Source organism: Winogradskyella sp. R77965, assembly GCF_044594915.1.
In the GTDB taxonomy this organism is placed as follows: Bacteria; Bacteroidota; Bacteroidia; order Flavobacteriales; family Flavobacteriaceae; genus Winogradskyella.
Map to the genome: position 1 here is coordinate 2,046,523 of NZ_CP138990.1, position 25,212 is coordinate 2,071,734.

Annotated in this window: 21 protein-coding genes and 2 tRNA genes; 10 read left to right on the forward strand and 13 right to left on the reverse strand. The window is 31.7% G+C overall.

Translation table 11 applies throughout. From position 1 onward, the window contains the following. Positions 1–219: 219 nt before the first annotated feature. The 4 genes from SJY34_RS09110 to mutS all read right to left on the reverse strand — a co-directional run bounded on the left by SJY34_RS09110 (position 220) and on the right by mutS (position 6,375). A complete protein-coding gene (locus SJY34_RS09110) occupies positions 220–2,991 on the reverse strand; it encodes a triple tyrosine motif-containing protein (RefSeq protein ID WP_400074933.1) in 2,772 nt (923 codons plus the stop codon). 472 nt (positions 2,992–3,463) lie between these two features. Then, positions 3,464–3,547: transfer RNA gene (locus SJY34_RS09115), tRNA-Leu, on the reverse strand. 48 nt (positions 3,548–3,595) lie between these two features. Then, positions 3,596–3,667, reverse strand: a tRNA-Gly gene (locus tag SJY34_RS09120). A gap of 95 nt (positions 3,668–3,762) precedes the next feature. Beyond that, a complete protein-coding gene (gene mutS / locus SJY34_RS09125; RefSeq protein ID WP_400074935.1) occupies positions 3,763–6,375 on the reverse strand; it encodes a DNA mismatch repair protein MutS in 2,613 nt (870 codons plus the stop codon). Between the two features lie 104 nt (positions 6,376–6,479). Here mutS and SJY34_RS09130 point away from each other — a divergent pair, with 104 nt between their 5' ends. Continuing rightward, positions 6,480–7,016 carry an RNA methyltransferase gene (locus SJY34_RS09130; protein WP_400074937.1) on the forward strand — a complete coding sequence of 179 codons (537 nt, stop codon included), beginning with the start codon at positions 6,480–6,482 and terminating at the stop codon, positions 7,014–7,016. 40 nt (positions 7,017–7,056) lie between these two features. Continuing rightward, positions 7,057–7,716, forward strand: coding sequence for a class I SAM-dependent methyltransferase (locus tag SJY34_RS09135; protein ID WP_400074939.1), 660 nt, complete (start codon positions 7,057–7,059; stop codon positions 7,714–7,716). A gap of 50 nt (positions 7,717–7,766) precedes the next feature. On the opposite strand, the gene folK is transcribed toward SJY34_RS09135, so the two are convergent. Continuing rightward, a complete protein-coding gene (gene folK / locus SJY34_RS09140; protein WP_400074941.1) occupies positions 7,767–8,900 on the reverse strand; it encodes a 2-amino-4-hydroxy-6-hydroxymethyldihydropteridine diphosphokinase in 1,134 nt (377 codons plus the stop codon). 202 nt (positions 8,901–9,102) lie between these two features. On the opposite strand from folK, the gene SJY34_RS09145 reads away from it, so the two are divergent. The 4 genes from SJY34_RS09145 to rpsU all read left to right on the forward strand — a co-directional run bounded on the left by SJY34_RS09145 (position 9,103) and on the right by rpsU (position 13,846). After that, positions 9,103–9,807 carry a queuosine precursor transporter gene (locus SJY34_RS09145; protein WP_400074943.1) on the forward strand — a complete coding sequence of 235 codons (705 nt, stop codon included), beginning with the start codon at positions 9,103–9,105 and terminating at the stop codon, positions 9,805–9,807. Positions 9,808–9,917: 110 nt separating this feature from the next. Further along, positions 9,918–12,572, forward strand: coding sequence for an AsmA-like C-terminal region-containing protein (locus tag SJY34_RS09150; RefSeq protein ID WP_400074945.1), 2,655 nt, complete (start codon positions 9,918–9,920; stop codon positions 12,570–12,572). A 115-nt stretch (positions 12,573–12,687) separates the two neighbouring features. Beyond that, positions 12,688–13,551 carry an RNA polymerase sigma factor RpoD/SigA gene (locus SJY34_RS09155; RefSeq protein ID WP_400074947.1) on the forward strand — a complete coding sequence of 288 codons (864 nt, stop codon included), beginning with the start codon at positions 12,688–12,690 and terminating at the stop codon, positions 13,549–13,551. Between the two features lie 100 nt (positions 13,552–13,651). Continuing rightward, positions 13,652–13,846: a 30S ribosomal protein S21 gene (gene rpsU / locus SJY34_RS09160; RefSeq protein WP_008269492.1), complete on the forward strand. Its 195-nt coding sequence runs from the start codon at positions 13,652–13,654 to the stop codon at positions 13,844–13,846. Between the two features lie 64 nt (positions 13,847–13,910). Here rpsU and SJY34_RS09165 read toward each other — a convergent pair whose 3' ends face one another. Both SJY34_RS09165 and SJY34_RS09170 read right to left on the reverse strand, forming a co-directional pair. Then, positions 13,911–14,162 (reverse strand): hypothetical protein, encoded by a 252-nt coding sequence (locus SJY34_RS09165; protein WP_400074949.1) that lies wholly within the window; start codon positions 14,160–14,162, stop codon positions 13,911–13,913. A gap of 85 nt (positions 14,163–14,247) precedes the next feature. Beyond that, positions 14,248–15,039: a DUF2797 domain-containing protein gene (locus SJY34_RS09170; RefSeq protein ID WP_400074951.1), complete on the reverse strand. Its 792-nt coding sequence runs from the start codon at positions 15,037–15,039 to the stop codon at positions 14,248–14,250. 108 nt (positions 15,040–15,147) lie between these two features. Between SJY34_RS09170 and SJY34_RS09175 the strand changes: the two genes are divergently transcribed. Both SJY34_RS09175 and SJY34_RS09180 read left to right on the forward strand, forming a co-directional pair. Continuing rightward, the gene (locus SJY34_RS09175; RefSeq protein WP_400074953.1) at positions 15,148–16,665 is read left to right on the forward strand and encodes a GH3 auxin-responsive promoter family protein; all 1,518 of its coding nucleotides are present in this window, start codon (positions 15,148–15,150) and stop codon (positions 16,663–16,665) included. A gap of 132 nt (positions 16,666–16,797) precedes the next feature. Continuing rightward, positions 16,798–18,018, forward strand: a complete 1,221-nt coding sequence (locus tag SJY34_RS09180) for a hypothetical protein (RefSeq protein WP_400074954.1) — start codon at positions 16,798–16,800, stop codon at positions 18,016–18,018. Positions 18,019–18,254: 236 nt separating this feature from the next. On the opposite strand, the gene clpX is transcribed toward SJY34_RS09180, so the two are convergent. The 6 genes from clpX to SJY34_RS09210 all read right to left on the reverse strand — a co-directional run bounded on the left by clpX (position 18,255) and on the right by SJY34_RS09210 (position 23,535). Next, positions 18,255–19,487, reverse strand: a complete 1,233-nt coding sequence (gene clpX / locus SJY34_RS09185; protein ID WP_400074956.1) for an ATP-dependent Clp protease ATP-binding subunit ClpX — start codon at positions 19,485–19,487, stop codon at positions 18,255–18,257. 45 nt (positions 19,488–19,532) lie between these two features. After that, the gene (gene clpP, locus SJY34_RS09190; protein ID WP_400074958.1) at positions 19,533–20,207 is read right to left on the reverse strand and encodes an ATP-dependent Clp endopeptidase proteolytic subunit ClpP; all 675 of its coding nucleotides are present in this window, start codon (positions 20,205–20,207) and stop codon (positions 19,533–19,535) included. 87 nt (positions 20,208–20,294) lie between these two features. Then, complete coding sequence (gene tig, locus SJY34_RS09195) at positions 20,295–21,617, reverse strand: trigger factor (RefSeq protein ID WP_400074960.1); 1,323 nt, start codon at positions 21,615–21,617, stop codon at positions 20,295–20,297. 79 nt (positions 21,618–21,696) lie between these two features. Continuing rightward, complete coding sequence (locus SJY34_RS09200; protein WP_400074962.1) at positions 21,697–22,044, reverse strand: phage holin family protein; 348 nt, start codon at positions 22,042–22,044, stop codon at positions 21,697–21,699. Between the two features lie 16 nt (positions 22,045–22,060). After that, positions 22,061–22,825, reverse strand: a complete 765-nt coding sequence (locus SJY34_RS09205) for an alpha/beta fold hydrolase (protein ID WP_400074964.1) — start codon at positions 22,823–22,825, stop codon at positions 22,061–22,063. Beyond that, positions 22,822–23,535 carry a pyridoxine 5'-phosphate synthase gene (locus SJY34_RS09210; RefSeq protein ID WP_400074966.1) on the reverse strand — a complete coding sequence of 238 codons (714 nt, stop codon included), beginning with the start codon at positions 23,533–23,535 and terminating at the stop codon, positions 22,822–22,824. Before SJY34_RS09210 ends, SJY34_RS09205 begins: the two co-directional genes overlap by 4 nt. A 90-nt stretch (positions 23,536–23,625) precedes the next feature. On the opposite strand from SJY34_RS09210, the gene SJY34_RS09215 reads away from it, so the two are divergent. Next, complete coding sequence (locus tag SJY34_RS09215) at positions 23,626–24,282, forward strand: CBS domain-containing protein (protein WP_400074968.1); 657 nt, start codon at positions 23,626–23,628, stop codon at positions 24,280–24,282. A gap of 2 nt (positions 24,283–24,284) precedes the next feature. Further along, on the forward strand, positions 24,285–25,163 hold the full coding sequence (locus SJY34_RS09220; RefSeq protein WP_400074969.1) for an NAD kinase: 879 nt from the start codon (positions 24,285–24,287) through the stop codon (positions 25,161–25,163). The last annotated feature ends 49 nt before the right edge of the window (positions 25,164–25,212 follow it).

Consider the following 25,212-nt stretch of genomic DNA (forward strand, 5'->3'; position numbering starts at 1 on the left):
ATAAATCGATTTTGATAAATCCGTAAAATTTAGCAATACAAAAAACATACAATTCAAAAATTCGACGCTTTCTTTGATAAAATCTCATTAAAACCCTTTAATTATAATGTATTTAATGTATTGTATAACTTAACATAAAATTAAGATATTAATCAAAAAATGATACTCGACGTGTTTTGTATAGGCAATGTATAGGTTGTGAAAAGTTCTGTATGGGCGTTATAGCCCTATAATGTAATTAGATAAGCTTTGGTCATGATCTAAACCCATTTTTTTTCGAAGACGATAGCGTTTAACTTCAACACTTTTGTGTGATATATTTAGTAGTGGAGCGATTTCTTTTGAGGATAAATTTAATCTTAAATAGGCACACAATCTTAAATCATTTGGGGTAATAGAAGGATGAATACGCTTTATTCTTTTCATAAAGTCTTTGTCGACATTATTAAATGCTTCTTCAAACAATTTCCAATCACTAGTATCATTAAGACTTGAGTTTATCAATTTTATGACATGTTTTACCTCATCTAATGATTTAGTCTTAGATAATTCTTCTTTTATATTGTTGAGCAATTCATTTCTCTTAACTAAGTTCATGGTTGCCATACCGAGTTCTCTATTTTTATTCTCAATATCTTGATGCAAGTTTTTATTCTTAAACTCCATTATTTGGCGTTGACTTTCAAACTGTTCTAACTCAAGCTCTCTCTCCTGCTTTTCAAGAAGTTTCTGTTGTTGTTTTTTATATTTTCTTGTATTAATTCGGTTGAGTAAAAATAAAAGTACTAGGAAGGCAATTACATAAAATATTATCGCCAATGGCTTTAAATACCATGGTTTTTCTATTGTAAACTCGTAAGATATTGTATTACTAGAAGTCAATCCACCTGTTTTTGCTCTGGCTTCAAAAACATAATCACCAAAAGGCAAGTTCTCGAATATGGTTTCTGAGGTATTTGACCAGTCACTCCAGCTATCATATATTCCTAATAGCCTATACTGGTACTTTGATCTAGAAAGTTCATTGTAACTAGGAACGCTGTAATTAAAATGTATGGTGTTATTTTTATTTTCTAGTATTATAGGTTGATTGGTATCAAAAGAAATAAACTCATTTTGAAGCGAAGTATAAGAAGCTTCATTTAAGAATAGCTCTTTTGGGCTTCTATTTAACTTATTTGTGTATATAATGAAATAGCCTTCAGTATTCCCTATTAAATAAGTATCTTTTTCAATACCTAATACATTTTCATAACCCGATTTCGTTTTACGTACAGTATTTGGAATTTCTATGACATTACTTTGTAATTCATCTGTTAGTTTTCCGGTTTCTAGATATATTATTTCGTTTTTTGCAAATCCCCAAAGATAATTCTGGTCTTCATCCTTAACTAACTTACCAGATATATATTTTTCATTACTAAAAAGCGCACTTAAAATGCTATCCTTTTTGAAAGATTCAGCAGTTGGATCAAAACGGAAAACACCACCTTTAAAGCTATAGAAGATAGAATCATTATATTTTATAATACTTGATTTAATTCCTTTTTCAATATTTAGCTTTTGAATACTCTTTGCTCTATAATAATCACTATCTATAACGATCTCATAAACTCCCTTATGCTCATGACTCACCAATATTTTACTTGAATTTAAAAATTCGAAATATCTAGAAGAGATGTCAAAACCTTCAATCTTATTTCTAAATTGCCATTTTTTATTTGCCTTTTCTAATACATTTAAACCTTTATAATTTCCTTGCAACAATAGGTTAGGTTTCCCTTTGATTTTTTTTATATTCCAAGTACCAATCTCGCTTGAAATCTGTTCTGCAGTATTATTGTAAATTATAAAAGTACCCCTATCATGACCACAAAATAAAGTTCCTTTAATATACTTTAGATACCAAACCTGCCCTTGAGTGCCTTGGATAAACTTAAATTTTTCATTCGAATTGAATGTTTTGTAAAACAGACCTTGATTCGTTCCTAAGTACAAATAAATACCAACTTTTTCTGCAGTATATATGGTACCTAAAACACCTTGTTCATCCTTATAAACTTTATAAGGAGATTTTAGGTTCATAACATTAACACCATTATCTAAACCTAGCCAAACATTACCGTCACTATCTTCTTTAATGGATAGGATGGTGTTATTGCTTAAACCTTCAGATTGGTTGATCTTTAGTATAACTGTTCCTGTATTACTTAATTGAATAATTCCATTTGAAATTGTACCTAAAATAAAACTTCCATCTTTTAATCTAATACTACTATAGATACTGACACTAGATAATAATTCATCGGCTTCGATATTCCATTTCTCTACAACATTGTTTTTGTAATTATAAAAACCATTCTCTTTTGTTAGCAGAAGTAATCCTTTGTTGTATTCATAGATATTTATTAACTCAATATTTTTAATAAACTCAGATTGAATTTTTAATTGTGCTCTACCGTTTACAATTTCAAAAATTCCTTCTCCCAATTTCTGAAAATAAATAGATTCATTTATTTCAAATATTTTATTAATTCTTAAGTCAGAATCAATAATCTCAAAGTTTTCATTAGCAGTATTATAAATATAAATGCGTTCAAAAGATTTAAATAAAACATAACCTTCAATTTCAATAATACCCCAGAAATCTTCATCTTCTTTTATAGAAAAGTTTTGATTTTCTGTAATCGACTTATAAATTAGTTTATTGTGCTTATCTTTTGTCCAATACCCAAAATCCATATAACCACCTGTATAAACTCTATCTCCTACGACTTTAACAGACCTCAAAATGCCTTCGTTTGGTGAATTATATAATTTCCATGACGCACCATTATATTCTAATAACCCTTTATTATTTGCTATATAGATAAAATTATTCTCGGCTTGACTTATAGACCAGTTTTGATCTTCAGCGCCATAATCTTGTGGAGTGAAAATTTGAATAGGAGGAATCTCTTGCGAATAGATCGAAACTGCAACTAAAAGCAATAGATAACAAAATATTTTCTTAACTGATTTTAAACACATTTGAAATGTCTAATAAGTATTTTAAACAATAATTTTAAAATCATTGTTTACCGTGTTAAGGTATAAATATATGCAAATAAAAGGATTAGTGACTATTTGTAGTGTTAATATTTTTGGTTGTATAGTTATGCTTACAATTATATTCAGTACAAATAACACATTTAATATGACATTAAAAGCAATAATCCAGATAAGCTTAAAATAGAAGAAAGAGTAATAAAAAGAAGTCAGTTTTTTGTAATGTTTCTACTTTAAATATATAGAATTTGTTGTAAATCAGGAATTAGCTTCACCGATTCCAATATCAACATTTTGAGAAAAGCCAATCCCAGATATTGGATTGCTTTTTTGTTTTAAAAATAGGCTTGAAAGCCAGTTTTCCTTCTATTTTTAAAACAAAAAAGTCGAAACTCTCGTTTCGACTTTTCATCTGTACTGAAGACGGGACTTGAACCCGTACGTCCTAATGGACATTGGATTTTAAGTCCAACGTGTCTACCAATTCCACCACTTCAGCATCCTGATTACATCAATGTAATCAAATTGGTATATTTTAAAAGAATAGAGCGAAAGACGGGATTTGAACCCGCGACCCTCACCTTGGCAAGGTGATGCTCTACCCCTGAGCTACTTTCGCAGTTTTTAAAGAACTATTTCGCTATAAAAGCGGATGCAAATTTAAAATATTTCTTAGAAAAGCAAAGCCTTTTTTCTAAATAAATAAAAAAACTTTTAGGCTTGTTTTTTCTTTACCAGCATTCGCTTTATTTCATTGAGTTTCATTAAGGCTTCAACAGGTGTTAATGTATCAATATCTGTATGAAGTATTTCATCTTTTATTTCAATAAGTAAAGGGTCATCAAGATTAAAGAAGCTTAATTGTAAATCGTCTTTTAAGGTTTTTACCTTATCTGTTAACTCTTCACTAGAGTGCGATTTTTCTAATTTAGATAGAATTTTGTTTGCTCTGCGAATTACTTGCTGAGGCATTCCTGCCATTTTTGCTACATGAATACCAAAACTATGCTCACTTCCTCCTTCAACTAACTTACGTACAAAAAGGACATTATCCTTCAATTCTTTTACTGATACATTGAAATTCTTAATTCTACTAAACGTTTCCGTCATTTCATTAAGCTCATGGTAATGCGTCGCAAACAATGTTTTTGGTTTTGAAGGATGCTCATGAAGATATTCACTAATGGCCCAAGCGATGGAAATACCATCATAAGTACTGGTTCCTCTTCCAATTTCATCTAACAATACTAAACTACGATCTGAAATATTATTCAAGATAGAAGCCGTTTCATTCATCTCTACCATAAACGTAGATTCACCCATTGAGATATTATCACTCGCACCTACTCTTGTAAAAATCTTATCGACTAAACCGATTCTTGCTTCCTTTGCAGGTACAAAACTTCCAATCTGAGCTAATAATACAATTAAAGCTGTTTGCCTTAATATAGCTGATTTACCAGACATGTTTGGACCAGTAATCATAATAATTTGTTGTGATTCGCAGTCTAAATAAACATCATTAGCAATATAAGGTTCACCAAGAGGTAATTGCTTTTCAATGACTGGATGACGACCATCTTTTATCTCTAAATCAAAACTATCATCTATTTGTGGATAGATATATTTATTTGCTTTTGCCAAACTCGCAAAACCACACAGACAATCTAATTGCCCAATAAGCTGGGCATTTTGTTGCACCTGAATAATAAACTGATGCATCCAAGTGACTAGCTCAACAAACAATTGTTGTTCAATGGCTAAAATACGTTCCTCAGCACCTAAAATTTTTGCTTCGTATTCTTTTAATTCTTCAGTAATGTAACGTTCTGCATTAACCAAAGTTTGCTTACGAATCCATTCTTCTGGCACTTTATCTTTATGTGAATTTCTGACTTCAATGTAATAACCAAAAACGTTGTTTGAGGCAATTTTTAAAGACGTGATACCTGTGCGTTCACTTTCGCGTTGCAGCATATTATCGAGATAGTCTTTCCCAGATTTTGATAAACCTCTAAGCTCATCTAATTCTGTAGAAAAACCTTCAGCAATTGTATGTCCTTTGAGAACATTAACAGGAGCATCTTCATTGAGCGTCTCTTTTATTTTTTCTCGAAGTAAATCACAGCGATGTAACTTATCTCCTAAGATTTTTAAAGCTTCGTTCTCACATGTTTCAGCAATTGACTTTATTGGCACAATAGCTTCTAATGAATTTTTAAGCTGAATTACTTCACGTGGAGTTACTTTAGTCGTTGCTATTTTAGAAATAAGCCGTTCTATATCTCCAATATGTTTTATCTGACCTTGAATCTTTTGAAGAACAGACTCATTTTCTAATAAATACTTTACAACTTCATGACGTTGTTTTATTTTATCAGCATGCTTCAGTGGTAGTGCTAACCAACGTTTTAAGGTACGACCTCCCATTGCAGAAATCGTTTTATCAATAACATTGATTAAAGTAACTGCATTGGCATTAGTAGAATTGTAAAGTTCAAGATTTCTAATCGTGAATTTATCCATCCATACATAATCATCTGTAGCAATTCTAGAAATTGTAGCAATATGCTCTAATTTGTTGTGCCGCGTTTCACTTAAATAATGTAAAACTACACCAGAAGCAATAATACCTTCGTATAAATCTTCGATTCCGAAACCTTTTAATGTCTTAGTATTGAAATGCTTAATTAAAGTCTCATTTGCGTAATCCGCTTGAAACACCCAATCTTCTAAATAAAAAGTATGAAAATCATTACCAAAGGTTTCTGAAAAATCTTTGCGACTTTGCTTAGAAATTAAAACTTCACTCGGGCTAAAATTCTGAAGCAACTTATCAATATACTCAGCGTTACCTTGTGAGGTTAAAAATTCTCCTGTAGAAATATCTAAAAATGAAATTCCAATATACTTTTTATCAAAATGTACAGCAGCTAAAAAATTATTGGATTTAGAATGTAAAATATCATCATTAAGCGCTACGCCTGGAGTCACCAATTCAGTAACACCACGTTTTACTATCGTTTTAGTTTGCTTAGGATCTTCTAACTGATCACAAATCGCAACACGCTCTCCCGCTCTTACCAATTTTGGCAAATAAGTGTTTAACGAATGGTGCGGAAAACCGGCAAGTTCTGTTTCACTGTCACTACCTGCACCACGCTTCGTTAAAATAATATCGAGAATTTTAGAGGCTTTTACAGCATCACTACCAAAGGTCTCATAGAAATCACCAACTCTAAACAATAATAATGCGTCAGGATATTTAATCTTGATAGCATTATACTGCTTCATTAATGGTGTTACTTTTTTTACCTTTTTAGCCAACTGTTTTCTTTATTTTTGTTGAAATTGTAAGAATGCTAATTTACTTATTATTTAAGGTTTATTGAAGCCTAAAACCTATAAGTTATCTACAGCTGTTGATAAATATGAGAAAACTAAAAAACGAAGAACTAGACCGCTTAGAAGTTGCAGAATTTAAAAAAGCTAAAAAGTCTCCTATCATTATAATTCTAGATAATATTAGAAGCCTTAATAATATCGGATCCGTTTTTAGAACCAGTGATGCTTTTTTAATTGAAAAGATTTACCTCTGCGGCATAACAGCGCAACCACCTCATAACGATATTAGAAAAACAGCTTTAGGTAGCACAGAAACTGTGGATTGGGAATACCATAAAAACACACGCGATCTAATTAAAAAGTTAAAAGACGAAGATGTAATAGTTTGCTCAATTGAACAGGCCGAAAATGCAACGATGCTAAACAACTTTAAACCTCAACATAATGAAAAATATGCTTTTGTTTTTGGTAATGAAGTAAAAGGTGTAGCGCAAGATGTAGTTAATGCCAGTGATATTGTGATTGAAATTCCGCAATATGGTACTAAACATTCTTTGAATATATCGGTTAGTGCAGGTGTTGTTGTTTGGGATGTGTTTTCGAAGTTAAAGAGGCCCATCTAAATCTCCCCAAAGGGAAGACTTTCTTACTCAAGTCTAAAATATGGAAAACAAAAATCTAAAAACCCCTTGGCCAACAAAAGATGTCATGAAACAAATTTATGATTTACATCTTTGGGGCGGTAAAGACTTTGATTTTTACTCTGGCGATGGTTCTCACAACCCAAAAATTGTGAAATCCTATTTAGATACTGTTACATATTTCTTAAAAACAAAAAACAATTCTTTAATTATTTGCGATTTAGGCTGTGGTGATTTTAATATTGGAAAACACTTAACTCCATACTCAAAAAAGTACATAGCAATTGATATTGTAGAAAAACTCATTGAAAGAAATAAAACCTTATTTAAAAAAGAAAACTTGGAGTTTAAGTGTTTGGATATTGCGAAAGATGAATTTCCTGCAGGTGATTGCATCATCTTACGACAAGTACTTCAACATATATCAAATTCAGAAATACAAGAAATAGTAAAGAAACTATCTGCTTATAAATATATGATTCTAACTGAACATTTACCAATGGGTACTTTTACACCAAATAAAGATATTATTTCTAGCCAAGGTATTAGACTAAAGCAAAATAGTGGTGTTAATTTATTAGAGCCACCTTTTAATTTAAAAGTCGAAAAAGAGAAAATGCTCGCTGAAACTATTTTGGATAATAATAAAGGTCGGATTAAAACCATACTCTATAAATTATAATGAGATCCTGAAACAAGCCTAGAATGACAATATCAATTGACTATTATGACTTATGAAGATTCATTAATCTCACCCAACAACCACAAATAATCCGCACGAGACTTCACAAAATCTCTTTCAGAAATATCTATAATCTTCACATTCATTTCGGGCTGGCTTTTTAAGAATTCGAGATAACCAGCGTTTATTTTTTCTAGATAATCATCTTTGATGTCTTTCTCATAATTACGCCCTCGTTTTTTAATGTTAGCCTGCAGACGTTCTGTGTTTTGGTAGAGATAAACATATAAATCTGGCTTAGCAATATCCTTATAAACTTGGTAGAATAATTTCCTATACAATCGAAACTCATCTTCAGCTAAAGTAATCTTAGAAAAGATTAAGGATTTAAAAACATCGTAGTCGCTAACCATAAAATCTTTAAACAAATCTAACTGAGATAAATCATCAGAAATTTGCTGATATCGATCTGCTAAAAATGACATTTCTAAAGTAAAGGCATAACGTAAAGGTTCTTTGTAAAATTTCGGCAAAAACGGATTATCAGCAAAACGTTCTAAAATTAATTTAGCGTTAAAATCTTGAGCAATTTTGTTAGCTAAGCTTGTTTTGCCTGCACCTATATTACCTTCAATCGCTATAAAATTGTAGTTAGAAAAACTAAATTGCTTTACAGGGTTCTTTAACCAAATCTTAATGGGTTCAATAATGGATTCATCTTCACATTCTTGAAGTAAACTCTCAATATTCTTTTTTAAAACGGGATGTTCAAGATCTTTTGCAATATCTAATAGTGGTAGAAGCACAAATCTGCGCTTATGCAATTGAGGGTGTGGAATCACTAGAGTCTTTTCGTCTAAGATTTCATCATCATAAAACAAAATATCTAAATCTATTTCACGAGATTCATAACCTTTAGTAGTTTTCTTAGTTCTTCCAAGTGTTGTCTCAATAGATTGCAGTGCTTTGAGTATTTTTTTAGGTTTTAAATCTGTTTCAACCTTAATGCAAGCATTGAAAAAATCATCACCTTCAAAACCAATAGCTGGTGTTTCATACACTTTAGAAATCTTCTTTACTGTTCCAATGTTTTCAAAAATAGCATCAACAGCAGATTGCAAAAACTGCAATTTATTGCCTTTGTTACTTCCTAATGCTATGTAAACGGTTCTGGATGGTTTCATAATTTCAGCGAAAGTCAGAAAAAATTATAAATACAAACTGTCATATTGAGCGTAGTCGAAATGCATAAAAACTTTTAAGTCCAATTTCTCGACTACGCTCGAAATGACAGATAATTTAGGTTTTCTGACAGTCGATTAGCAAAATAACTAAAACAAATATTATTCTTATATCTTTACTGAAACTATTTATCAACCATTTTTAATGTCATTAAAAGACAAGCTCTTAGCCCAGCGTATTTACTTATTACTTGGTGGACTTTTTATCACTTCGCTTGTCGTTTCAAACTTAATATTTCAGAAATTCTTTTATTGGTATCCTTTTGATGTTGAAATCTTTGGCTCAAAACTATTTGAGATTTCTGTAGGTATATTGCCTTATCCTATCACATTTTTAATTACAGATTTAATTAGTGAAATTTATGGAAAAAAGAGAGCTAATGATGTTGTAGTGGTTGGTATTTTTGCATCGCTTTTTTCTCTACTAATTATTTATACATCATCCGAAGTTCCGGCAACTTCTTGGTCTTATGTAGATGATACGATGTTTAATAAAGTTTTTGGAAATTCAGCTATCGCAGTATTTGCAAGTATGATTACTTACCTGTTCGCTCAGTTCGTGGATATTCAAATTTATCATTTCTGGAAACGTTTGACAAAAGGGAAACATCTTTGGCTTCGTAATAATTTTTCCACATGGTTTTCTCAGTTTGTGGACACCTTTACTATTGTGACATTACTTTGTTCTTTTGGCATCATCGAATGGGCAAATTTTAAGGGCTTATTGGTGAGCGGATTCCTTTTCAAAGTTATTGTCGCAGCATTAGATACGCCATTTTTATACTTAGGTGTTTATCTTTTTAGAAGGAGATTTAACCTAAAAGTAAATGAGGAAATAAATTTACTATAAGAACTAACTAAAACACTAAAATCTTCTTAAACTTGTCTGCAATAGCAACTATTATGCTGAATTTAGCGTATATCAAATAGAAGTTGTTCTAAAAATCATAAAAACACCTCATGAAGAAAATTTTCAAAATTATTGGGATTGTATTATTAATTTTCATTGCTATACTTATTGCTATACCTTTTGTTTTGGAATCCAAAATAGATACAATCGTTCAGAATTATGCCGATGAAAATCTTAATGCTGAATTAAGTTTTGATGATCTAAGTCTCAGCTTAATTAGTAGCTTTCCAAAGGCCGAAGTGAGTGTTGAAAACTTAAAAATAAAGACTAGAGCTCCTTTTGAAGATGAAACCTTAGCCACTGCAAAATCACTGTCTTTTGAGATGCCAATAGGTCAATTATTTCAAAGTACAGAAGAACCCCTTGTAGTAAACGAAATTATTGCAGATGAGATGCTTTTAACTTTAAAAAGTAATAAAAACGGTACAGTTAATTATGATATCGTCAAAGAAAAAGAAAGCACTGATGAACTAACAAATTCTAGCGCTAGTAGTTTTAGTTTCGATATTGAAAACTACGAACTTAATAATAGTGCCTTTACATATATTGATGAAGAATCTAACACAAATTTGTATGCTACGGAGATTAATCATAATGGTATGGGTATCTTTTCTGGAGAACTATCTGAGTTAGACACAAAAACTGAAGCTAAAATCAGCATGTCTATTGACAGCACTGAGTATTTAAGCAATAACATTATAAAATTAGATGCTTTGATTGATCTAGATTTAAAGCAAGAAAAATACACCTTTAAGGATAATAAAGGCTTTATAAATGAACTTCCTTTAGAGTTTAAAGGTTACGTGCAGATGGTTGAAGAAGGACAACAAATTGACATTAGCTTTAAAAATCCTGAATCTTCTTTTAAGGATTTTCTAGCTGTCATTCCGAAAGCCTATGCAAAAAATATTGAAAATGTAAACACAACAGGAAACTTTACGGTCAATGGTATAATAAAAGGATTGGTTTCTGAAGAAACGATTCCAACTTTAGATATAAATATACGTTCGGATAATGCGTCTTTTAAGTATCCAGATTTACCAAAAAGTGTCAATAATATTATGATTAATGCTTCTGTGAAAAACACGACTGGTAATGCAGATGACACGTTTGTAGACATCAATCAACTAGATTTTAAGATCGACCAAGATGTCTTTAAATCCGAAGCTCACATAAAAAACTTAACTGGTAATATGTTAGTCAACGCCAATTTAGATGGCGTTTTAAACTTAGCAAACATTACCAAAGCCTATCCCATTACGTTAGAAAATGAACTTAGCGGCATTTTAAAAGGAAAACTGAATACCGCTTTTGATATGAATGCCATTAAAACCAACGCTTATCAGAGAATTAAAAATAATGGAAGTGTTTCAATTTCAGATTTCATATTTTCTTCCGAAGATATTGTAAATCCAATTCAGATTAACAAAGCAGATCTTACTTTAAAACCCGGAACCGTGAGTCTAAACAGTTTTGATGCCTTAACCGGAAAGAGTGATTTTTCTGCCACAGGAACCATTAAAAATTTACTCGGCTTTCTATTAAGCGATAAAAAACTTCAGGGGAATTTTAACCTAAAGTCAAACACGTTTGCGATTTCAGATTTTATGGTTGAAGATGAAACCTTAAGCGGAACCTCTAACAAAACTACATCTGGTAAAGAGTCGTTAAAAATTCCTGATTTTTTAGATTGTACCATTACTGCAAATGCTAATATAGTGATCTATGATAATTTAAATTTAAAAAATGTAAAAGGGCAATTGCTTATAAAAAACCAGAATGCCAATCTCAAAAACATGTCCACCGATTTGTTTAACGGTAAACTAGGTATTTCTGGTAATGTATCTACAAAAGATGCTAAGCCTAAGTTTGATATGAAACTAGCCATGCAGGAATTTGATATATCTCAATCTTTCAAGGATATAGAAATGCTTAAAGTTTTAGCACCTATTGCTAAGGTGATTCAAGGGAAATTAAACTCAACAATTGATGTAAGCGGCTTTTTGGACGAAAATTTCTCACCTGATTTGTCTACCATATCTGGCGCCGCTCTAGCAGAAGTATTGACATCTAACATCGATGTTAGCAATAGTCCATTGCTTTCTGGGTTAGGTAATAAACTAAATTTTATAGATTTTAAAGAGCTTCAAAAAGATATTAAAACAAAACTAAGCTTTGAAAATGGACAAGTTTCGGTAAAACCATTTACGCTAAACTATAAAGACATTCCGATTGAAGTCTCCGGATCTCATAGTTTTTCTAACACCATGAATTATAGTGCTGTATTACAAGTACCAGCCAAATATTTGGGTGGTGACGTTAATCGTTTAATAGGAAAAATAAATGATACTGAAGTGAACAAAATTACAATACCAGTAACAGCAAATATTGACGGTACGTTTTCAAGTCCAAAAATCAAAACTGATTTAACGAGTGGTGTTTCAAATTTAACCAAACAACTTATTGAAATTCAAAAACAAAAATTACTCAATCAAGGTAGCGATAAAATCGAAGATCTCCTTGGTGGAATTTTAGGTGGAAATTCTAATAGTACTAAAACTGATTCTACAACTACAAAAACGGATAGTATTAAAACAAATACTAACGATAAAATTAAAGAAGGTGTAAAAGATGTCTTGGGAGGTATTTTAGGTGGAAAGAAAAAATCTAAAGACAAAAAAGCTCAAGATTCAACCAAAAATTAGTGTTTCCCATTCAAAAACACTCAATTTTAGTTAATTTTCGTTAATAATTGACCATTTCCTTGCTTTTCTTAATAATTAAGTTATAATGTAGGTTCACTAAATTTAAAACGGATACATGAGGCAATTAAAAATCACCAAGCAAGTTACCAACAGAGAAGATAAATCATTAGATAAATATCTTCAGGATATTAGTAAAATACCACTAATTACAGCAGAAGAAGAAGTAGAGCTTGCACAACTTATAAGAAAAGGTGACCAAGTTGCATTAGATAAATTGACTACGGCAAATTTAAGATTTGTGGTTTCGGTGGCTAAGCAATATCAAAATCAAGGCTTAAAATTACCAGATTTAATTAATGAAGGTAATGCTGGTTTAGTAAAGGCAGCCAAGCGATTTGATGAAACTAGAGGGTTCAAATTTATATCTTATGCAGTATGGTGGATTAGACAGGCTATATTACAAGCTTTAGCAGAACAATCTCGTATTGTACGCTTACCTTTAAACAAAATTGGTACGATTAATAAGATCAATAAAACCTTTTCTCATTTAGAGCAGATTCACCAAAGACCACCAAATGCGGAAGAGATTGCTAGAGAGTTAGATATAAGCACGCGTGAAGTAAAACAGTCTATGAAAAACTCTGGTCGCCATTTATCTATGGATGCACCATTAAAGGATGGAGAAACATTTAGTCTATATGATGTCGTAAGTGCTACTGAATCACCAAGACCAGATAAAGATTTAATGAAAGAATCTTTAAATACAGAGGTTGAACGTGCACTAGAAACGCTTACTCAAAAAGAAAGTGACGTTATTCGCTTAAATTTTGGAATCGGAGATCAACCACCTATGACACTTGAAGAAATTGGAGGTATATACGATCTTACAAGAGAGCGTGTAAGACAAATTAGAGAAAAAGGCATTAGAAGATTACGACACGCTAGTAAGAGTAAAATCTTAAAAACATATCTAGGTTAAAAATAAATATCTAAAACGCTGATTTAATTTTTTATTTTCAAATAGTTAGCATATATTTGCCGACCATTTGAAGGATTAGAAACAAAAAAGTATCGATATAATGATTAAAATCGAAATTAAAGAAGGAGAAAATATAGAACGTGCTTTAAAGCGTTATAAGCGTAAACACAGAAATGTGCAGATTATGCAAAACCTTAGAGAGTCTCGTTATTTTACTAAGCCTTCTGTGAAAAGAAGAAGAGAAATTCAGAAAGCTGAATACATTCAGGGTTTAAGAGACGCTGAAAACGTATAATCTTTCTATATAAAGTATTAAAGAGCAACATAACTGTTGCTCTTTTTTTTGCGAAATGTTTTCCTCATCTAAAATTTTCGTTCATAACCTTCACTTCTAAAGGCTCAATAGGACAATCTTCATAAAAATTTTCAAACGTTTTATCTGTGGTGTAAGTATCGGTTAAAACTTTGTAAACCATCAATACAACAAGTGCTTGACCGATAACGGTTAGGTAAAATACCCAATTAAAAGGCAAATTCATAGCACACATTATGGTAATTGTAACCAATAAGAATGTGGTAATGATAACATAAGGGAATGGTGAATTTTTCATAACTCAAGTTTTTTATTTAAGATAATTAAAATTTGAGTCATCAAAATATGATTTAACGGATTTCTAACAGTTTTAATGAGTTTTATCAAACATTCATCTCAACAACCAAACCTTCATTGGCTCTAATATTAAAAACGGTTTGATCATCGAAAATCAGATATTGACCTTTTATACCAACTAACTTACCAGAGTACTCAATCCGCTTTTTTAGATTTAAACTTTTAGGTTTTTCAGGATATTTATCAACCGGAAACTGTAGATGTGTTTCAGAATTATTTTGAATAAAGTAATCTTGCGCTTCTGCTGGGATGTATTGACTTAAATTCTGCCTCCATTCTAATAGATCTTCATCTTTTATATCATTCTTCAACATATTTCGCCAATTCGTTTTATCGGCCACATGGTCTTTTAAAGCTACTTCTGTAATACCAGCTAAATATCTGTTAGGTACCTCAACAATTTCTATAGCTTCGTGTGCGCCTTGGTCAATCCAACGTGTTGGAACTTGACTTTTCCTTGTAACACCAACTTTTACATTACTCGAATTGGCTAAGTAAACTATATGAGGCTGTAGCTGAACTTTCTTTTCATATTCTAAATCTCTATCTTCTTGTCCCAAGTGCGCCGTACTTAACTCTGGTCGCATTATCCAGTCACCGGCTAGTGGCTTGTCAAAAAAACAGGTCTTACAGAATCCTTGTCTATATATTGGTCTATCTAATCCACAGCTTAAGCATTGATGCCCAACGAGTTTTATACCAATAGACTTATTCAATAATTGATTCATATGAATAAAATCATTTTCAAAAACTAAATAATACTGAATTGGTTCTAAAAACTCAGTTTGCATTTTAGTAAGAACTCCTGTATAAACCATAAAAGAAATTTAGTAAATTTAACTTTTCAAATTTAGAAAACTAAATCTGAAATTAAACAAAAACGACTAATTACCAAATGCCGTTTAACGTCTAAAGATAGCTAATCCATGCCAATCCCTATTGTAAACTCTATTGCTTCATGGTTTTTGAAAAAACGATTTCATCAAATTGAATTGTTTTTAAAATACCCTAACGAAGTACAGAACGAGTTACTCTTTAGCTTGCTGAAAATTGCAAAGGACACTGAGATTGGCAAACAATATGATTTTGCTTCTATAAAAACCTACAGGGAATTTAATGAACGTGTTCCTATTGTTAACTACGAAACTATTCAACCTCTCATAAGACGATCTCGTGAAGGTGAACAAAATATTTATTGGCCAAGACCTATAAAATGGTTTGCAAAATCTAGCGGAACCACTAATGCAAAAAGTAAATTCATTCCTGTAAGTATGGAATCCTTGGAAGATTGTCATTATGCGGCAAGTAAAGATTTACTATGTATGTATTTGAATAATAACGAAGATTCACAATTATTTACTGGAAAAAGTTTACGCCTTGGAGGTAGCAAAGAACTATACGAAGAAAACGGAACTGTATTTGGTGATCTCAGTGCTATTCTTATTGATAATATGCCTTTTTGGGCAGAATTCAGTAGTACTCCTAGCAGCAGAGTTTCATTAATGAGTGAATGGGAAACTAAAATGCAAGCTATTGTAGACGAGACCATAGAAGAAAATGTAACAAGTCTGGCTGGTGTACCATCTTGGATGTTGGTCCTTCTTAACAATGTTTTAGATAAAACAGGAAAGACTAATTTATTTGATATCTGGCCAAATTTAGAGGCTTACTTTCATGGAGGAGTGAGCTTTAATCCTTATGTAGATCAATACAAAGCTATTTTACCGTCTAAAAAATTTAAATATTACGAAATCTATAATGCATCTGAAGGTTTTTTCGCTATTCAAGATCAAAACTATTCTAGCGATTTATTACTGATGTTAGACTATGGTATTTTCTATGAGTTTATTCCAATGAATACATATGGAACTAATATACAAAAAGTTATTCCATTAAGTGAAGTAAAGCTCAATGTCAATTACGCTGTAGTAATAACTACTAATGCTGGCCTTTGGCGATACAAGATTGGTGATACTATTCGATTTGTAAGCTTAAGTCCACATAGAATTAAGGTTTCAGGAAGAACAAAACACCACATCAATGCCTTTGGTGAAGAGTTAATTATAGAAAATGCTGAAGAAGCTCTTAAAAAAGTCTGTAAACATACCTCATCTGAAATTGTAGATTATACAGCGGCTCCAATCTTTATGAAAGGTAAGGAAAAAGGTGCGCACGAATGGATTATAGAGTTTAAAACTCCACCAGAAAATATGTCTAATTTTGAGGAATTATTTGATGATGCGTTAAAATCTTTAAACTCAGATTATGAAGCCAAGCGTTATAACAATATGACCTTAAACAAACCTTCTATCCATAGTGCAAGACCAAACTTATTCTATGATTGGCTTAAAGAAAATGACAAGCTTGGCGGCCAACACAAAGTACCTCGCCTATCTAATTCTAGAGACTATCTAGATGCTCTATTACACTTAAATCGTAAGTAATTTCGTCGATAAAATTTGTATTCTTCTTATTATTATCGGAAAATCTTGATTCTTATCTAAGAAATATCTTTAAATTATTCGCTTAATAGAGTTCGTAGTACATTGTGATCATTAATCTAAAATCCCTCAATTATGAAATCTACACTGCACCTGCTTTTGGCAGCACTTATGTTTTGTATTTATGATACATCCTACAAAACAGATCCACTAAAAAACATTAAAGTTGATGAATTAAATAAGAGCGGCTACGTTTTTGATGTTAATGTCACTAGAATAAATTCAAAATATTCTGAAATTGCGAGTGCCGTTTTTAGAGATAAACTTGTCATTGTATCATCAAAAAAAATTGGCGCCTTAAACAATAACATAAACCCAGCTACAAACGAACCTCACACAGATTTGTTTTGCATGGATATTAAGAAGAATAGTGATTTTTCACCACCTTTATTGTTTAGTAGAATATTAAACACTAAAGCTAGTGAAGGTCAAGTAGCGTTTTCTTTAGATGGAAATACAATTTACTATACACGTAGTGAAATAGAAAACTCAAAAAATTACAAGCTATATAAAGCGACTTTAGAAAAAGATTCTTACGGTAAATGGGAGAACCATATCGAACTCGCAGTAAGTAGTAATGATTATTCTGTGGAAAATCCGCATATTTCTTCAGATGGTAAATTTCTTTATTTCTCTTCTAATATGGTTGGAGGTTTTGGCGGATTTGATCTGTATAAATCTGAAATACATGAAGATGGAAGTATTGGTAATCCAATAAATTTAGGAAGCTTTGTTAACTCATCTTTTGATGAAAAATATCCTCATACTTCAGAGAAAGGTAGAGAACTCTTTTTCTCTTCTACTGGTTTCAACAGTATAGGTGGTTATGATATTTTTATTTCTAATATGAGTAAAGGAGATTATTCTAAACCTAGAAATTTGGGATCTACTATTAATTCTATAAAAGACGAAATTGGCTTTATGATTATTAATGAAAAAACTGGTGTATTCTCATCTGATAAAAATCATGCTACTGATGGATTTAACATGTACCACTTTAAAGCTGAAGCTATTTACAGAGAATTACAAGGAGTCGTAGTTACTGCAGACGATAAAATTTTACCAAATTCTACTGTGGTTCTATTAAATAGTCAAGGAAAAGAAATAGAACGTCAAACAACAAGTGTAGACGCTTCCTATCGTTTTAAAGTTAAAGCTTTTGGAGATTACCAACTTGTAGCGGTTAGACAAGGCTTTGAAGATTATAATTTAAAATTTGATTTTGGCGAGCACACTGTAAAATCCGTATTAAGATTATCACCTAACATTACCTATAATAAAAAAAGTAAACCTTAACCTTTTATCCTAAAAAAAAGCATCAAGTTTTCGTTTAGCGATAAATTTATTGTCTTTAACTATTAAACTCTGTAAACAGAGGTCACTTCAATTGAAGTGGCTAAATTAGCCTTAAATAAATGTGCTATTTATTAAAATATATTACAAGCAATATTATATTAATCAATCCCTAACTAAAAAACCACAATTTCTAAATCAGAAATTGTGGTTTTATTTTTAAGGCGCATTTTTGTTTTTTATGATACCGCCTTTAACTTTTTCAATGTCGATTTAGACAATCTATCTTCTGCATAAGCTTTGGTGACATTTAATTTAGATTCTCCTGAACCTGGTAAATTAAACATTGCTTCTGTTAATATTTCCTCACAAAGCGAACGTAATCCACGAGCTCCAAGTTTGTATTCAATAGCTTTACCTACAATATAATTTAAAGCACCTTCAGTGATTGTTAACTCGACCTCATCCATTTTAAACAACTTTTTATATTGTTTTACAATGGCATTCTTAGGCTCAGTTAAAATAGCTCTTAAGGTATTTGCATCTAATGGATCCATATGAGTCAACACTGGTAAACGTCCTATAATTTCTGGTATTAGACCAAAGTCTTTTAAGTCTTTTGGGATGATATATTGTAAAATATTATCATCATCAACATTATCATCAGAGTTAATAGAACTATAACCAATGGCTTGCATATTTAAACGCTTAGTAATGACACGTTCTATACCATCAAATGCACCACCTGCAATAAACAGAATATGTTCGGTATTTACTTCAATGAATTTTTGATCTGGATGCTTACGACCACCTTTTGGTGGTACATTAACAACGGTTCCTTCTAATAATTTTAATAAAGCCTGTTGTACACCTTCACCAGATACATCTCTGGTAATAGAAGGATTATCACTTTTACGAGCAATTTTATCAATTTCATCAATAAATACAATACCTCTTTCAGCTTTTTCAAGATTATAGTCAGCAGCTTGTAGTAATCGTGTTAGAATACTTTCTACATCTTCACCAACATAACCTGCCTCAGTGAGTACAGTTGCATCTACAATTGCCAATGGAACGTTTAACATTCGGGCAACAGTTTTAGCCATTAAGGTTTTACCTGTACCTGTCTGCCCAACCATAATGATATTACTTTTCTGTATTTCTATATCATCATCACTTGGTGGTTGCAATAAACGCTTGTAGTGATTATATACAGCAACAGACATTACACGTTTGGTGTATTCTTGTCCTATAATATATTCATCTAAAAACGCTTTAATTTCCTTTGGTTTTCTTAGCATCAACTCTGCACTTAATTCAGAGTTACCTGTCTGCTTAGATTCTTCAATTACGATGCCATGAGCCTGCTCAATACAGCGATCACAAATATGCGCGTCGAGTCCTGCAATTAATAAATTTGTTTCTGGCTTTTTCCTTCCACAAAATGAACATTCTAATTCTTCTTTTGCCATAATTTAAATTCTAATTAGGAGTTATATAGTCGAAAGTAAAATGAATTACTTGCGTCCTAATACTTCATCAATCATTCCATAGTCTAGTGCTTCGTTAGAGGTCATCCAATAATCACGATCAGAATCTTTCTCTACCTGTTCATAGGTTTTACCTGAATGACTAGAAATAATATCATATAATTCTTTCTTTATTTTTAATGTTTCACGTACTGCAATCTCCATATCAGAAACCTGTCCTTGTGTACCACTCATTGGTTGGTGAATCATGACACGAGAGTGCTTTAATGCAGAACGCTTTCCTTTTTCACCTGCACATAATAATACAGCTGCCATAGAAGCTGCAATACCAGTACAAATTGTTGCAACATCTGGTTTTATAAACTGCATTGTATCATAAATACCTAAACCTGCATAAACTGATCCTCCCGGTGAATTAATATAAATTTGAACATCTTTAGATGCATCAGTACTTTGTAAAAACAGTAATTGTGCCTGAATGATGTTCGCAACCTGATCGTTCACACCAGTACCTAAAAAGATAATACGATCCATCATTAAACGAGAAAACACATCAAAAACTGCAATATTCATCTGACGTTCTTCAATGATATTTGGCGTTAAGTTAGTTGGATACATACTCTCAATAATCTTACTGTAGTAATTACTATTGATGCCTTGATCTTTTATCGCGAATTTTTCAAATTCTTTACCGTAATCCATATATTTTAATTTGTTTTTTGATTTAAAAAAAAAGCGTAAAACTTGTCAGTTCTACGCCCTAAAGATACTAATATTTTAATATACTATTTAACTGTAGAATTCTTTAACAAAATCATCATAAGTGATTTCTTTTGTCTTAAGATTTGCTTCAGTCTTGTATAAGTTTAATAATTTCTGACTCATTAACTGTTCAGAAAGACGTTTTACCTCTTCTTGGTTAGATAATATGCGCGCCGCAATATCTTCTAATTCTTTTTCTGATGGATTAGTTTGACCAAACTGAGCCATCTGTCCTTTGATCATTTCCATAGAAAAAGCCTTCATTTCTTCAAACTGAACTTGAAGATTATGTTCTGTGATTAATTTCCCTTCAATTAACTGATAACGCATGCTTTTTTCAGACTTTTCATATTCCTCTTTAGCCTGTTCTTCACTCATTTCTTCTTCACCTGCGGTTTGCATCCATTTTTGCAAGAAACTAGCTGGTAAATCAAATTTTGTGTTTTCAACTAAATACTCAGTTACATCATTTAATAATTTCTGATCACCTTGTTGTGTAAACTGCTTTTCAGAATCTTCTTTGATTTTTGCCTTTAACTCAGTTACTGAAGTTACTGCTTTAGGTCCAAAAAGTTTATCAAAAAGTTCTTGATCTAAATCTGCTAACTCACGTTCATTGATTTCAGATACTTCAAAGTTGACATTTACTGCTAAACCATGAGCCTCATCATGTGAGACTTTTAAAAAGGTCATTAAATCATGATCATCATTAAACAATCCTTTGGTCTTAAGTTCAATCACATCACCAACTTTAGCACCAATAAATTTCTTAGGATTTGTTTTCCCTTTTAATTTATCTAAAGTTATTGTAGCCACATTCTCAATACCTTTTTCGTCATTGGTAAATTTCCCTGTGATTTCAGAATCTTTTGTTATTTCTGTCTGAGATACAATTTTACCATATTGCTTTTGGATATGCTTAATTTGATCGTTAATCATTTTGTCGTCAGCGACGATATTATAATGTGTAATTGCTTTTTTTCCTTTTAGCTTCACATCAAATTCTGGTGCAAGACCTAATTCAAACTCAAATGAAAAGGCATCTGCATCCCAATCTAAATCATCTTGTGCTTTTGGTAAAGGATTACCTAAAACATCTAGTTTTTCTTCTACTAAATATTTACCAAGGGCATCTTGAAGTAATTTGTTTACCTCATCAACCAATACAGCTTTACCATATTGCTTTTTCACCATTCCCATCGGCACATGGCCTTTTCTAAAACCAGGAATGTTAGCAGACTTGCGGTAATCAGTTAAGATTTTCTCTACTTTATCGCTATAATCTTCCTTAGCGATATCAACTTTCACAACTGCATTTAATGCATCGATGTTTTCTCTTGTAATATTCATTATTATTGTAACTAAAATTGGGCTGCAAAAATACAATTTTTTTCACAACCCAACAATAGTTTAACGCTTTGATTTTATGTTACTTTTTATCCTTTTTTAAGAACGAATATAATAATGATTGTAAGACACATAAAAGCACACTAAAAAGTACAGCTGTCCATATACCATCCACCCCAAAACCATCAATAAGTTTATCTGCTAATAGAATAATAAATGCGTTGATAACAAAGAGAAATAAACCTAGTGTAAGAATCGTAACAGGTAGAGTGAGTATTACTAAAATTGGTTTAACCAATACATTTAGTATCGATAATACAACAGCAACAATTAGTGAGGTCAAATAATTATCTACATAGACTCCGTTTAATACTTCAGCAAGTACAAAAACTGCTATGGCATTTAGTAAAAGTTTGATTATAAGATTCATGATTCTTTGTTTGTATTTAAAACACAAAATTCATTACAGCCGCATAAAAGTCCTTAGGATTTTCAGCATGCAACCAATGACCAGCATTAGATATTGTTATAATTCTAGAATTTGCAAAGTGTCTTTGAATAATTGCTTCGTCAGCTTCACCAATATATTCCGATCGGTCTCCTCGCAAAAACAATGTATCTCCTTTAAAAATTGAATGGATAGGCAATGCTTCACCGACCTCTGAAACGTTTTCCTTTAAAACGCCTAAATTGATTCGTAAGCCTAATTGCCCTTTTTCGACCCAGTACAAATTTTTAAGTAAAAACATTCTGACTCCTTCTTCATGTACAAATTGACTTAGTTCTTTATCTGCTTCTCCTCTAGTTTTAATTTTAGAAAAATCTAAACTACTCAGTCCTTCTAAAATAGCATCATGATGTACTGGATAATAACGAGGAGAAATATCTGCAACAATGAGTTTATTGACGAGATCAGGATATTTAGTTGCAAATAACATGGCCGTCTTTCCTCCCATAGAATGTCCTAGTAAAACAATATCAGTTAAATTATTAGCTACACAATATTGATTTAAATCTTCAGCCATAAGTTCATAATCAAAATCGTCAGAATGGAAACTACGTCCATGATTACGTTGATCAACTAAGTGAACTTCAAAATTAGCCTCAGCAAATCGCTTTGCTAAAGTTTTCCAGTTATCTCCCATTCCTAAAAAACCATGAAGAATAATAAAGGGAGTGCCTTCACCTATAATATTTGAGTGTAACATCATTTTAGCTTATCTAAATACTTATTAATAACATTTTCAACCCCCATATACAAACTCTCAGCAACAAGTGCATGTCCGATTGAGACTTCTAACAAACCTGTAATATTTTCTTTAAAAAATTGGATATTCTCTAAAGACAAATCATGCCCTGCATTGACCCCTAGTTGTATAGCATTTGCCAAACCAGCACATTCCATATAAGGATTTATGGCCTCTTTATTACCTATACTATATTGATGCGCAAAGGCTTCAGTGTATAATTCTATTCGGTCCGTTCCTGTAGCTTTAGCACCTTCGATTTGGTGCAAATCTGGATCTACAAAAATTGATGTCCTAATACCATTATTTTTAAACTCTTTAATTACTTCAACTAAAAAATCTTTGTGTTTTAAAGTATCCCAACCTGCATTAGAAGTTATTGCGTCAACAGCATCTGGGACTAAGGTCACCTGCGTTGGTTTTACCTCTAAAACCATATCGACAAACTTTGGAATTGGATTACCTTCTATATTATACTCGGTATAAACTACTGGTTTTAAATCATAGGCGTCTTTATAACGAATGTGGCGCTCATCTGGTCTTGGGTGAATAGTGATGCCTTCTGCACCAAATTCCTGAACATCTTTTGCGAATTGCACAACATTTGGCATATCTCCTCCTCTGCTATTTCTTAAGGTTGCAATCTTGTTTATATTAACGCTAAGTTTGGTCATATCAATAGGTTTTGAATCACAAAAATACAAACATGGGAACGCTTTTTGTGGTTATTTTTGATTAATTTGCAACATATTTAACGCTTAGCTATGCAACTACAAGATTTTGTGATTAATGATATAAAACCAGTCAGTTTTACTGATAAAATAGGTGATTTACAAATGCTATTTAATCAGCTCACTTATTCTCATATCCCGATTCAGAAGGATGGAATCTATCAAGGTTGTATTTCTGAAACCGACGTCCACTGTTTTGAAAGTGCTAAGTTGGTAAGCGATTGTAATTATGCTATTGAAGGGTTTTTTGTTAGACCAACCACAAATTGGTTAGATGTGCTTGAAGCATTTGCTCAAAACGATTCCAATATAATGCCAGTACTAGACCATAATAATAAATACCTTGGTTATTATGAGCTTAATGATATTATACATCTATTTAACGAAACACCTTTTTTCTCTGAACCTGGAGGTATCTTAATTGTAGAAAAAGGATTAAATGATTATTCTTTTAGTGAAATTAGCCAAATTGTAGAATCTAATGATGCTAAACTTTTAGGTGCGTTTATTTCTAAAATGGATGGTGATTTAGTTAGAATTACTATAAAAATTGGTAACAGTAGTCTTAATGAAATTATTCAAACCTTTAGACGCTATAGCTATAATATTGTGTCCGGTCATGAAGACGACTCTTATATAGAAAGCTTAAAATCACGTTCTCAATATCTTGATAAATACCTAAATATGTAATAATGAAAATAGCGATTTATGGACAAAATTACGTTAAGGATAACACTCAAAAAGTAGTAGAAAAACTCTTAGATTTTTTATTAAAGAAAGAGTCAACTGTTTATTTTGAGCAAAATTTTATTAAGACTCAAAAATCTACTATCCAAAATAGTTCATCAGTTAAAACTTTTAATACTCTAGATGATAGTTTTGATTTATTGATTAGTGTCGGAGGTGACGGAACAATTTTAAGAGCTATTACCTATGTTAGAAATTTAGGTATTCCTATAGTTGGAATTAACACAGGTAGATTAGGGTTTTTAGCTACCATACAAACTGATGAGATTGAAACTGCACTGTCAGAGATTTTTAACGGGGAGTATAAAATTTCTGAACGCACTCTAGTTCGAGTCACAACCAATCCAAAAAACAAAGATATCGAAGAAACCAATTTTGCGCTTAACGAAATTGCCATAAGCAGAAAGAATACGACATCCATGATAACTGTTGAAACTCATCTCAATGATGAGTATTTAACATCTTATTGGGCAGATGGACTCATTTTATCTACAGCAACGGGGTCCACCGGTTATTCTCTAAGTTGCGGAGGGCCAGTAATTACACCAGATGCCAATAATTTTGTATTGACACCAATTGCACCACATAATCTTAGTGCTCGTCCTTTAATTATTCCAGATAATACAAAAGTAACTCTAAAGGTAAATGGACGTGAAGATCAATTTTTGATATCTCTAGATTCTAGAATTGCAACCTTACCCAATACAACTATTGTAACTGTAGAAAAAGCAGATTTCGCTATTAAAATGGTAGAGCGATTAGACGAAACTTTTTTAGATACGCTTAGAAAAAAATTACTCTGGGGCGAAGATCGTCGTAACTAAGGGCAAATTATACAATAAATACCCTCAAATTCTGTTTATCTGTAATACC